The following is an 11605-nucleotide window of genomic DNA, read 5'->3' on the forward strand; positions in this document are numbered from 1 at the left end:
CAAGGAGAGATCCATGACATTCGGTAGGAATTGCCTGGCGGGCGTCGCCCCTGCCGCGGTTGTGCTTGTCGCCTGGTCGTCGGCTGCATTCGCTCAGTCAGCCGGCGGCTGTCAGGCAGAGGTGTTGCAGGATCCCCCGCGCACCGTTCTGACCTGCCCGAACGGCGTCAAGATCACCGCCGAGGAGGGCACGAACTTCAATCTTCTGGACCGCGCTGCCGCCGCCGGGCCGGAAGCCGCCACTCTCGACGGCAACGCGCTGCTGCTGGAAGCGCCGGCCGGAGCCGTCGAGGGCGGCTTCGAGGTTGTCACCCCGCAAGCGATCGCCGCCGTGCGCGGGACGAAATGGGCCGTCGACGTGGCTGGGGACACGACCTCGGTCTTCGTTGTCGACGGACGCGTTGCCGTCAGTCGCCGGGCGGGTGAACGGGGCGTGGCGCTCGGACCCGGCGAAGGCGTCGATGTGGACGCCGGAACGGCGCCGTTGACGGTGCGCCGGTGGGGCGCCGCGCGCGTCGCGGCGCTGCTTGCCCGCTTCGGCGAATAAGCTTCATGGGCAGTCGACGGCTGCAGACCATCGTCGCGATGATCCTCGCTGGCCTGTGGGGCGCTTTCCTGGCCATACCGCATGTGCGCGGCGACGTTTGGATGCTCGACCGCCTGGAGGCGACGATGGCCGACCTGCGCACCCTTGCCCGGGGCGTGCGAAGGCCGCCTCCGGTCGTGCTCATCGTCGCCATCGACGATGAATTCGTGGGCCATGAGGGAAAATATCCCGTCGACCGCGGCACGCTTGCCCGCATCGTCGATGCCGTGGCGGAGCTTTCTCCTAAGGCCATTGCGCTCGACGTGCTGCTTCTCGATGCAGGCGAGGAGGCCGACGATGTAGCGCTTGCCGACGCGCTGGCCCGCAGCCGCGGCGTCATTGCCGGCGCGGCTGTTTTCGACGAAACACGGCAGACGCTCGGCGCCGATGGCGAGGGCGCGCTGGCACGGGTGCCGATCGCCGACGGTTTCGCGCTTCCACTCGACCGTTTTGCTCAAAATGCGGCGATCGGCATCGTCAACGTGTCGACCGACTACGCCGGTACGCCGCGTCTCTCTCCAATGATCTTCCGGACGGCCGACAGGCTCGAGGTTTCGTTTCCGCTGCAGGCGGTGTCGCTCGCCATGAACGCGGCGCCTTCCTTCGAACCGGCCCGGATCGTACTGGGAGACCATACGGTTTCGACGGATTTCGGTCAGCGCCTGCCGATCAGCTATTACGGCCCGCGCGGCACCATCGAGACGGTTGGCGCTACGTCGGTCCTGGCGGGAAATCTCGATCGCGAAAAGGTCGCCGGCCGCATCGTCGTGATCGGAGCCACCGTGATCGGCAGCGGCGACGTTTTCCCGACCCCCTTCGACCCGGTTCTGCCGGGCGTCGAGGTGGTCGCGACCACCATCTCGCATCTGGTCGCCGGCGACGGGCTGGTCCGGGACAACCGGGTCCGTCTTGCGGACGCAGCGCTTGCGGTCATCCTGCCGATCATTCTCGTGGCGCTGCTGGCGTGGCGACGCAGCGCGCTCGGCTTCCTTGCGATCACGGCCGTAGCGGCGTTGTGGCTCGCCGTGAACTTCGTCTTCTTCACGAAAGGCGTGTGGTTGAGCGCAGCGCTACCCCTTGCGGCGGGCATGCCGCCCGCCATTGTCTTCGGTTCGGCGCAGATCTGGCTCGATCGCCGGCGAACTCAGCGCTTGGCACGGCAGAACGAGCTTCTCAGGCGCTTCCAGGCGCCGGCGCTGCGCGACTGGCTGGCGCGCAATCCGGATTTCCTGAAAGAGCCCGTCCGGCAGGAGGCGGCCATCGTTTTCATCGACCTGTCAGGCTTTACCGGGTTCAGCGAGGTGGCCAGCGCATCGGTGATGAGGGAACTGCTCGACGATTTCTACCGGCTGGTCGAGAAGGATGCGGAAGCGCACAAGGGCGTCATCACCAACTTCATGGGCGACGGCGCCATGATCGTGTTCGGTCTTCCCCAGCCTACGCCTGACGATCCTGCGAATGCGATGCGCTGTGCGGTCGCGCTCGCCGCGCATGCCCGCGCCTGGCTCGTGGCGCAGCCGGTGACGGTCGCCAGGCGCATCGGGATCAAGCTCGGCGCGCATTGCGGCTCGATCGTCGCATCGCGCCTCGGCGGCGGCAGCCAGCAGCAGATCACCGCCACGGGCGACAGCGTGAACGTGGCGAGCCGGCTCATGGAAGTCGCCGCGCAGCACCGTGCCGACATCGCAATAAGCGCGGACCTCTACCGCGCTGCCGGCAGCGAGGTATTGCCCAGTTCCGGCCGGCTCGACGGGCCGGTGCAATCGAGCATCAGAGGCCGGTCGGGCACGATGTCGGTGTGGCTGTGGCGGGAAACTTGACGGCGGGATCCCGGGCTTTCGATCCCCTTCGGACAACATCTCTGGGCGGCGTTCGGTCAGGGCAGTCTGTCCAGTTCGATCACGAAGATCTGCCCGCGACCCACTATCCGAAGCGCGGTTTGCGGATCTTTCAGGATGACGGCATCGAAGCGGGCGAGACGCTCGTCGAAGGCATTGGCTCTAACGCGCAGGTCTAATGACGGGCAAAACAGCAACGCCTGCGTTCCGTTGAAGGACAGGTCCTTCGCCTCCTCGACCTGATGGACGATCACCCGGTGTCTGTACCGGCCGCGCCGCGCCATCACGTTGAGATCGGTGATCGGGCCGGCGACGAGGTCGGCGTTCGCCGCAACGTCGCCCGGGAAGCTGTAGGGCGCGGAAGCGCCGGTCAGCCTCTCGGGTCGCCGGTCCGCGATCGAGAGCATTATTCCCTCGCCCTCCAGAACCGACAGCGTGCGGTCCACGTCGGGAAACACCGAGAATGGACCCCCCGCATCGACCCGCGCCATTGAAATGCGCCACTCGAAATCTTCGAGCCCGGCGCCTTCGGGAGAAACGGCGATCTCCGCCGTCTCCCCGCCGCCGTTCTTCCAGGGCATCCGGCGGTAGTTCTCTGCGCGAAGTATGCGCATCTGATATCCTCCCATTGACTGCTGACGGCGTTATCTCTTATATGTATATACATAATTCGCCACGGAGGGAATGGAGGCGATGGCTTCGGCTCCAGCATCGGATCGGATCAGCGTCTGGCGCAATGCCCGGCTTGCAACGATGTGCGAGCGTAGTCATGGATCGGTTTTCGCGGGCGCGGTGGCCGCGCAGAACGGCCGCATCGTCTTTGCCGGTCTGGAGTCCGAACTGCCTGCCGAACTCGCCCACAAGGCCGAGGTGATCGACTGCAAAGGCCGGCTGGTGACTCCCGGCCTGATCGATTGCCACACCCACCTTGTCCATGCGGGCAACCGCGCAAACGAGTTCGAGATGCGGCTCGCCGGCGCGACCTATGAGGAGGTCGCGAGGGCGGGCGGCGGCATCGTCTCCTCCGTGAAGGCGCTGCGGGCAGCCAGCGAGGACGATTTGGTCCGGCAATCGTTGCCGCGTCTCGATGCGCTGATCGCCGAAGGCGTGACCACCATCGAGATCAAGTCGGGCTACGGGCTCGATCTAGAGAACGAGGCGAAGTCGCTGCGCGCGGCCCGGAGCCTCGCGGGCGTACGGAACGTTACGGTACGCACCAGCTTCCTCGGCGCGCATGCTCTGCCGCCGGAGGCCGCGGGCGACAAGGACGCCTACATCGATCTGGTCGCCAACGAGATGCTGCCGACGATCGCCGCGCAGGGCCTTGCCGACGCGGTCGATGGATTTTGCGAGGGCATCGCCTTCTCGCCCGAGCAGATCGCCCGCGTCTTCGACAGGGCCACGGCGCTCGGCCTGCCGGTCAAGCTCCACGCCGACCAATTGTCCAACCTGCACGGCGCAGCGCTTGCTGCACAATACGGCGCGCTGTCGGCCGATCACCTTGAATATACTGATGAATCCGGCGCGGTGGCGATGGCTGAGGCCGGCACCGTGGCGGTGATCCTGCCCGGCGCTTTCTATTTCATCCGCGAGACCAGGAAGCCGCCCATCGACCTGTTTCGCCGGCATGGCGTCAGGACGGCGGTCGCGACCGACAACAACCCGGGCACCTCACCGCTGACATCGCTGCTGCTCACCATGAACATGGCGGCGACGCTGTTCGGCATGACCGTCGATGAGTGTATCGCCGGCGTGACCCGCGAGGCGGCACGGGCGCTGGGGCTCGCCGCCGAGGCAGGAACGCTGGAGCCCGGCAAGTGGGCCGACCTCGCCGTCTGGGACGTCGAGAGCCCGGCGGAACTCGTTTATCGCATGGGATTCAATCCTTTATACCGCCGCGTCTGGAGGGGCCAATGAAGTCGCTGGTTTTGAAACCCGGGCAGGTCACCCTCGCCGAACTGCGAGAAATCTACGAAGGCGCCCTGCCCTCGCTGGACGGGAGCTGCAGGGAAAAAATCGCCGCCGCCGCGAGCGTCATCCGCAAGATCGTCGACAAGGGCGATCCGGTCTACGGCATCAACACCGGCTTCGGAAAACTCGCCAGCGTCCGGATAGCGGCGGAGGACGTCGAGACGCTGCAGCGCAACCTGATCCTGTCGCATTGCTGCGGCGTCGGGGCGCCGCTTGGCTCCGAAATCGTTAGGCTTGTCATGGCCTTGAAGCTGATCTCGCTCGGCCGAGGCGCATCGGGCATACGGCCGGACACGGTTGCGATGATCGAGGCGATGCTGGCGAAGGACGTCTTGCCGGTCGTTCCCGAAAAAGGCTCGGTCGGCGCGTCCGGCGACCTCGCGCCCCTGGCGCATATGACGGCGGCGATGCTCGGCGTGGGCGAGGTCCTTTATCGCGGTGAACGGATGCCCGCCGCGCAAGGCCTTGAAAAGGCCGGGCTAAAACCGATCACCTTGGCCGCCAAGGAGGGCCTAGCGCTGATCAACGGCACGCAGGTGTCGACCGCACTGGCGCTGGCCGGCCTGTTCCGAGCGCATCGCGCGGCCAACGCGGCGCTGATCACGGGCGCGCTTTCGACCGACGCCGCGATGGGCTCTTCCGCGCCATTTCACGAGGAAATTCATATACTTCGCGGCCACAAGGGCCAGATCGAGACGGCCGCCGCGTTGCGGGCGCTGCTGAAAGGATCTGAGATCCGCGACAGCCATCTCGAAGGCGACGAGCGGGTGCAGGATCCCTATTGCATCCGCTGCCAGCCGCAGGTCGACGGCGCCTGCCTCGACCTGCTCAGGATGGCGGCTCGCACGCTGGAGATCGAGGCCAATGCGGTGACCGACAATCCGCTCGTTCTCGCGGACGGTTCGGTGGTGTCTGGCGGAAATTTCCATGCAGAACCAGTGGCTTTCGCCGCCGACCAGATCGCCATAGCCGTCTGTGAGATCGGCGCGATCGCGCAGCGGCGCATTGCGCTGCTGGTCGATCCGGCGCTGTCGTTCGGTTTGCCCGCGTTTCTGGCGAAGAAGCCCGGATTGAACTCGGGGCTGATGATAGCGGAGGTCACGAGTGCTGCATTGATGAGCGAGAACAAGCAGATGTCGCACCCGGCCTCGGTCGATTCGACGCCGACCTCGGCGAACCAGGAAGACCATGTCTCGATGGCTTGCCACGGCGCGCGGCGGCTCTTGCAGATGACCGAAAACCTCTGCGGAATCATAGGCATAGAGGCGGTGACGGCGGCGCAAGGGGTGGACTTCCGCGCGCCGCTGAAGACCGGCCATGAACTGCTGAAGGCGTACCGGGCGGTACGGTCGAAAGTGCCGGAACTGGAGACCGACCGCTATATGGCGGACGATTTGAAGGCGGCGGCGGCAATGGTGCTCGACGGTACGCTAAACGCCAGCGTGAGATCAGGCATCCTGCCGGGGCTGGAGAGCTAAGCCATGGAAATGGTTGAGCTAAATCGTGGCGCCTCGCCGCTGATCCTTGCCTTCCCGCACACCGGTACGCATGTGCCCGAGGACATCTGGGCGAAGCTGAACGACGAGGGCCGCAAGCTGCGCGACACCGACTGGCATGTTCACGAGCTTTATCAAGGGCTTATGCCCGACGTGACGACGGTGCGCACGACCTGCCACCGCTATTGCCTGGACGCAAACCGCGACCCGACAGGCAGGAGCCTCTACCCCGGACAGAACACTACAGGCTTGATTCCATTGACGGATTTCGATGACCAGCCGCTCTGGATTGAGGGCCGGGAGCCTGACGCGACCGAGACGTCGGAGCGCGTCCTGCGCTTCCACGAGCCGTACCATCGGGTACTGCAAGCCGAGATCGAGCGCGTCAGGGCCAGGCACGGGGTTGCGGTTCTCTACGATTGCCACTCGATCCGCTCGGTCTGCCCCTTCCTTTTCGAGGGCAGGCTGCCCGACTTCAGCATCGGCACCGACGGCGGCAGAACCTGCGATCCTCTTATGGAACAAGAGGTTAGCGCCATCTGCCGGGCGGCGGAAGGCTATACGGCGGTCACCAACGGACGCTTCCGCGGCGGCTGGACGACCAGGCATTACGGCCAGCCGGAGGCGGGCGTGCACGCCATCCAGATGGAGCTGACGCAGGCGACGCACCTGAAGAGCGAGACGCCGCCCTTCGACCAAGACGTGGAAAAATCGGCGAGGCTTCGCGAGGTGCTCCAGCAAATCCTGCAACGAATCGAGGCGCTTGCCTACCAACTCGCCCGCAAGGGCCGCTGAATTTGTTCACAAGCACGCCGGCGGGCACGTTTGATGCCGTCTAGCGCCGGAAATCGACCCCAAAGACGCGTTTTCGCGGGAGACGAGACAATGACCGACCCTACATCGAATCCGAGACACAACATCCGCGAGATTCGCAGTCCCCGCGGCAGCCAACTCAATGCGCTTTCGTGGACGACGGAGGCGCCGCTCAGGATGCTGATGAACAATCTCGATCCTGACGTCGCCGAGAACCCGAACGAACTCGTCGTCTATGGCGGCATCGGACGGGCGGCGCGCACCTGGAACGACTTCGACACCATCGTCGCGACGCTCAAAGTCCTGAAGGAGGATGAGACCCTTCTCGTCCAGTCCGGCAAGCCGGTCGGCGTGTTCCGCACGCACGAGAACGCGCCGCGCGTCCTGATCGCCAATTCCAACATCGTGCCGCACTGGGCGAACTGGGAAAAATTCAACGAGCTCGATAAGAAGGGCCTGATGATGTACGGCCAGATGACGGCCGGATCGTGGATCTACATCGGCACGCAAGGCATCGTTCAGGGCACCTACGAGACCTTCGTGGAGGCGGGCCGGCAGCATTATGGCGGCGACCTCACGGGCAAGTGGATCCTGACCGCCGGGCTGGGCGGCATGGGCGGCGCGCAGCCGCTGGCCGCGGTGATGGCCGGAGCGTGCTGCCTGGCGATCGAGTGCAATCCTGATTCCATCGATTTCCGCCTGCGCACCCGCTATCTCGACGAGCGCGCCGAGACGATCGAGGAAGCGCTGGAGAAGATCGAGCGCTGGACGAAAGCGGGCGAGGCGAAGTCGGTCGGCCTGCTCGGCAACGCGGCCGAGATCGTGCCCAAGCTTTTCCGCAGGGGCGTGCGCCCCGACATGGTGACCGACCAGACCTCGGCGCACGATCCGCTGAACGGCTACCTGCCCAAGGGCTGGTCGATGGCCGAATGGCGCGAGAAGCGGGTGAGCGACCCGAAGGCGGTGGAGAAGGCCGCGCGGGCGTCGATGCGCGAGCATGTCGAGGCGATGGTCGCGTTCTGGAACGCCGGCGTGCCGACGCTGGACTACGGCAACAACATCCGGCAGGTGGCGAAGGACGAGGGTTTCGAGAACGCCTTCGCTTTTCCGGGCTTCGTGCCGGCCTATATCCGCCCGCTGTTCTGCCGCGGCATCGGCCCGTTCCGCTGGGCCGCACTCTCGGGCGACCCGGAGGACATCTACCGCACCGACGCCAAGGTGAAGGAGCTGACTCCAGGCAACACCCACTTGCACAACTGGCTGGACATGGCGCGCGAGCGTATTTCCTTCCAGGGCCTGCCCGCGCGCATCTGCTGGGTAGGATTGGGCGACCGCCACCGGCTCGGCCTCGCCTTCAACGAGATGGTGGCAAGCGGTGAGTTGAAGGCGCCTGTCGTGATCGGCCGCGACCACCTGGATTCAGGTTCGGTCGCCTCGCCCAACCGCGAGACGGAGGCGATGAAGGACGGCTCCGACGCGGTGTCGGACTGGCCGCTGCTCAACGCGCTGCTCAATACCGCCTCGGGTGCGACCTGGGTGTCTCTGCACCACGGCGGCGGCGTCGGCATGGGATTTTCCCAACATGCGGGCATGGTCATCGTCGCCGACGGCACGCAGGAGGCGGCCAAGCGGCTGGAGCGCGTTCTGTGGAACGACCCGGCGACCGGCGTCATGCGCCACGCCGACGCGGGCTATGAGATCGCGGTGGACTGCGCGCGAGCGAAGGGGCTGAACCTGCCGGGGATATTGGGGTAGGCGAGCGGCGAGTGAGTCCGCGGTAGGTGGGCAGTTTTCGGAACTGTCTTCGACCATCGTCCGTACTCGGGGATCGAGATCAGTTCAAAGCAAGGCCTCCGATCGGCAGGAAAAGGGGCGCGTCCGCCGAGACGCGAAAATCCTTGCCGATCAGGAAATCGCCATCCATCCAGACCTCCACCCGCCATTTGCCAGGCACCATCGGGCCATCGGGTTTCCGGAAGGTCCACGATGTGTCCCAGCCGGCTTTCTGGGCAAAGGTGTAGGCGCTGTATGTGTCGTCCGGCGCGATCCAGAGATATTCCAGCATGCGGTCCTTTTCGAACGGAACGCCGTGAACGATGACGGCCGCGGACTCGCGCGGATTGATGTCCTGAAGGATGTGAAAATCCTCGCCCTCCGGCTTCACGCCGACGTTGATGGCGCGGATGCCGGGCGTCTTGTCCATGAACGACCAGCGAAGCGGCGCGCCGCGCGAGACGGTGAAGGGCTTCTCAAGGATTTTGAGGTCGCCGTCATAGAGCTCCACCATCCAGTCGCCCTCAGCGCGCGGCGCGTCTAGCGACGGCCGCAACCACACGGTGGACCACTCCCTGGTGTGGTCCATGTAAATCGACTGTTTCGCGCCGGATGGGTCCGTGAAGCGATATTCGATGTTCCGCGTCTGCGGATAGGCGGGTCCGTTTGTCCAGACGACGAAGTCCTCTTCGGGATTTATGTTGCCTTCCAAGGGCACGAATGGAAGATGATCGTTCTTGCTGCCGATCGCGATGCGTTTTGGGCCTGGCTCCGAGAGCCCGGCGACAGTCATGCCCTGACTGCTCTTGTAGTCGTAACCCTCAAGCCTGGAAACGAACGCGTCGTTGGTCTGCACATACCAGTTTCCCAGGCGAATGACGTAGTCGGCGATGCGTTCGGGAAATTTCGCGGCGAGATTGGTTTGCTCGTGGGGATCGTTGTCGAGGTCGTAAAGTTCCGGGTTCGCGGAGTCCGCCTTGTCGACGATAAATTTCCATTGGCCATCGCGCAGGCCCCATTTTTCCGGCTCCGAGTTCTTGTGGAAAAATGCAATGCGCTCCGCGTAGTCCCGCGAAAACAGGCTTTGACCAATCACGCCCTGCTCGGCGTCTATTCCCTGCGTGTCCAGGATGGTCGGCATGACATCCGCGACTGAACCGCGAACCGGCAGGCTCAACGGCTCTATCTCGCCCGAGAGATCGATGACCATCAGGAAATCCCGTACGTTCTCCTCGTATAGAAAGTTGTTGTGAAGCAAATTGTTGGCATGCTTGTCGCCGAACGCTTCACCATGGTCTCCGACGATGAACAGAAGGGTGTCCTTGGCGAAACCGCGAGATTTCAGCCCCTCCACCATCGTCCGCAGAACACTGTCCGTGAAATGGACCGCGGACCGGTATTTGTCGAAATTGTCGCCGCCGGCAAACGGCGATTGGTAGTCGGCGGGCGCACCATAGGGGTGATGCGTGATGACGTTGAGGAGCGTGAGAAAGAACGGCTCGCGCCCCGAGGCCCACTTCAGGGCCCGATCCGCCACAAGCCGCTCATCCAGGCCCCAACTGTGCGTTCGGTACTTCGCGACCTCGTCGGCCGAGAGGCTGTCCGGGTTGAACGTCTGATCGAACCCGAGATCGGCGTAGAAGATGTTCAAGTTCTCGAAGTCGAGCCCGCCGGCGGAATAAAGCGCTGTCGGCCTGCCGGCTTCCCGGAACGCCGACACGAGCGTCTGCCCCCGGAACGGATACAGGAGTTCCGAGTAGACGGACCCCCAGGTGATGGTCCGCCCGCCGGTCGTGATTGCCACATGCGAGCGCGTCGATCCGGGGAAGACCGTCGTGAGATTGTCAAAGACGATCGAGTTCCCGGCCTGCGAATGCAGGAACGGCGCTATGTCGGCGCGGGGCAGACCGTTTTCGAGAAGCTGCCTGCTGCCGACGGATTCCAAAATGACGAAAACGACATTGCGTTCGCGTTTCTGGAGGATCTCCAGATTCTTCGCAAGAATGGACCGCGCGCCGGGATCCGCGAGTTCCGTCCCGTGCGCCAGGCCGTAGAACTTCTCCGGCGGCATCACATTGACGAGCGAGGGCGGCCCCTCCTTGGCCTCGGCTCCAAATTCGGTGACCAGCACCAGCAACGGGTTCCTGGTCAATGCCTCCGCCCTGCCATCCGCCTTGCCGGCAAGGCCGTATCCGACAAAGGTCAAAAGCAGCAACGGGATCGCGATGTAAATGGGAGCACGGTAGAACCGGGTTGACCCCGGCGCCGCCAGCCTGGAGGCCAGCCAAAACAGGAACGCGCCTATCGCCAAGGCCAAACCGTAATCCAGATACTGGAGAACTCCCAGTTCCGCAGCGAACGAACCCCAGTAGCGGCCTATATCGCTGATCCCGACGCCTTCCGTCGCGGATAGTGAAAAGGGCTGGCCCGATATCGCGAAGTAGACGTTGTTGGTCGCATACAGCAAAAGCAAAAGCGTCATCGCCAGCACAAAACACAGGCGCAGCCACCCAACCCTGTAAAGAGTTAGAAATAGAGCAGCCAACAAACAACTTGTGATCAGAGTCTGAAACTGACCGCCGGTTATGGAGGCGATACCAACGTCGTTCGTCAGCAACACCGTTTGCAGCTGCAGGAAGTACAGATACAAGAAGTGAGCGACGAAAATCCACGCCGCGAATCCCAGGGCATTCGCGAAGGAAACATTGGAATTCGAGCTACCGACGTTCTTCTGCCTGTTCACAGCTGATGCACGGGTTTCGGATGGTGACGTCCAGGGCCTGTGATTTCGCGGAGTGAACGAGGCGGGTGTCGCCTCGTTCCGTTATGGGGCTTCGCACGAAGCGGTGACTGCAACCGGATCCGGCACGGGTGCGTGGTAGCGAACCACCCGCACCGGAGTCAGCTACCTGTCCGTATCGTCCATGTCGTTGGGGCTGCCGTCGCCGCCGCCAGTGCCAAAGCCATTGTCGCCCGACCCGCTGCCCGACCCGCTGCCCGAACCGGAGCCGCTGCCGGAACCGGAGCCACTGCCCGAACCCGAGCCACTGCCCGAACCCGAGCCACTGCCCGAACCCGAGCCGCTGCCCGAACCCGAGCCACTGCCCGAACCCGAACCGCTGCCCGAA

At 64.3% G+C, this 11605-nt stretch carries 9 protein-coding genes; 6 read left to right on the forward strand and 3 right to left on the reverse strand.

Features of this window, described 5'->3' with window-relative positions:
• Window positions 1-13 precede the first annotated feature (13 nt).
• Entirely contained in the window at window positions 14-547 is a 534-nt protein-coding gene (locus tag ABLE71_RS16170) for a FecR domain-containing protein (protein ID WP_348784453.1), read from the forward strand.
• Between the two features lie 5 nt (window positions 548-552).
• Window positions 553-2406: an adenylate/guanylate cyclase domain-containing protein gene (locus ABLE71_RS16175; RefSeq protein WP_348784454.1), complete on the forward strand. Its 1854-nt coding sequence runs from the start codon at window positions 553-555 to the stop codon at window positions 2404-2406.
• A 56-nt stretch (window positions 2407-2462) separates the two neighbouring features.
• Here ABLE71_RS16175 and ABLE71_RS16180 read toward each other — a convergent pair whose 3' ends face one another.
• Window positions 2463-3038 carry a HutD family protein gene (locus ABLE71_RS16180; RefSeq protein WP_348784455.1) on the reverse strand — a complete coding sequence of 192 codons (576 nt, stop codon included), beginning with the start codon at window positions 3036-3038 and terminating at the stop codon, window positions 2463-2465.
• A gap of 70 nt (window positions 3039-3108) precedes the next feature.
• On the opposite strand from ABLE71_RS16180, the gene hutI reads away from it, so the two are divergent.
• From hutI to hutU, 4 genes are all read left to right on the forward strand, one after another.
• Complete coding sequence (gene hutI / locus ABLE71_RS16185; protein ID WP_348784456.1) at window positions 3109-4341, forward strand: imidazolonepropionase; 1233 nt, start codon at window positions 3109-3111, stop codon at window positions 4339-4341.
• Window positions 4338-5873 (forward strand): histidine ammonia-lyase, encoded by a 1536-nt coding sequence (gene hutH / locus ABLE71_RS16190; RefSeq protein WP_348784457.1) that lies wholly within the window; start codon window positions 4338-4340, stop codon window positions 5871-5873. Before hutI ends, hutH begins: the two co-directional genes overlap by 4 nt.
• Window positions 5874-5876: 3 nt before the next feature.
• The gene (gene hutG, locus ABLE71_RS16195) at window positions 5877-6686 is read left to right on the forward strand and encodes an N-formylglutamate deformylase (protein ID WP_348784458.1); all 810 of its coding nucleotides are present in this window, start codon (window positions 5877-5879) and stop codon (window positions 6684-6686) included.
• Window positions 6687-6776: 90 nt separating this feature from the next.
• Window positions 6777-8459 (forward strand): urocanate hydratase, encoded by a 1683-nt coding sequence (gene hutU, locus ABLE71_RS16200; RefSeq protein ID WP_348784459.1) that lies wholly within the window; start codon window positions 6777-6779, stop codon window positions 8457-8459.
• A 79-nt stretch (window positions 8460-8538) separates the two neighbouring features.
• On the opposite strand, the gene ABLE71_RS16205 is transcribed toward hutU, so the two are convergent.
• Window positions 8539-10959: a sulfatase-like hydrolase/transferase gene (locus ABLE71_RS16205; protein ID WP_348784460.1), complete on the reverse strand. Its 2421-nt coding sequence runs from the start codon at window positions 10957-10959 to the stop codon at window positions 8539-8541.
• Between the two features lie 423 nt (window positions 10960-11382).
• Window positions 11383-11605, reverse strand: a 223-nt coding sequence (locus tag ABLE71_RS16210) for a hypothetical protein (RefSeq protein WP_348784461.1), incomplete at its 5' end; no start/stop codon positions are given.

The organism is Mesorhizobium sp. KR9-304 (genome assembly GCF_040049215.1).
Taxonomy (GTDB): Bacteria; Pseudomonadota; Alphaproteobacteria; order Rhizobiales; family Rhizobiaceae; genus Mesorhizobium_K.

Coding starts and splice junctions, on each gene's coding strand:
- ABLE71_RS16170 (WP_348784453.1), top strand. CDS start 14: ATGACATTCGGTAGGAATTGCCTGGCGGGCGTCGCCCCTGCCGCGGTT.
- ABLE71_RS16175 (WP_348784454.1), top strand. CDS start 553: ATGGGCAGTCGACGGCTGCAGACCATCGTCGCGATGATCCTCGCTGGC.
- ABLE71_RS16180 (WP_348784455.1), bottom strand. CDS start 3,038: ATGCGCATACTTCGCGCAGAGAACTACCGCCGGATGCCCTGGAAGAAC.
- hutI (WP_348784456.1), top strand. CDS start 3,109: ATGGAGGCGATGGCTTCGGCTCCAGCATCGGATCGGATCAGCGTCTGG.
- hutH (WP_348784457.1), top strand. CDS start 4,338: ATGAAGTCGCTGGTTTTGAAACCCGGGCAGGTCACCCTCGCCGAACTG.
- hutG (WP_348784458.1), top strand. CDS start 5,877: ATGGAAATGGTTGAGCTAAATCGTGGCGCCTCGCCGCTGATCCTTGCC.
- hutU (WP_348784459.1), top strand. CDS start 6,777: ATGACCGACCCTACATCGAATCCGAGACACAACATCCGCGAGATTCGC.
- ABLE71_RS16205 (WP_348784460.1), bottom strand. CDS start 10,959: ATGACGCTTTTGCTTTTGCTGTATGCGACCAACAACGTCTACTTCGCG.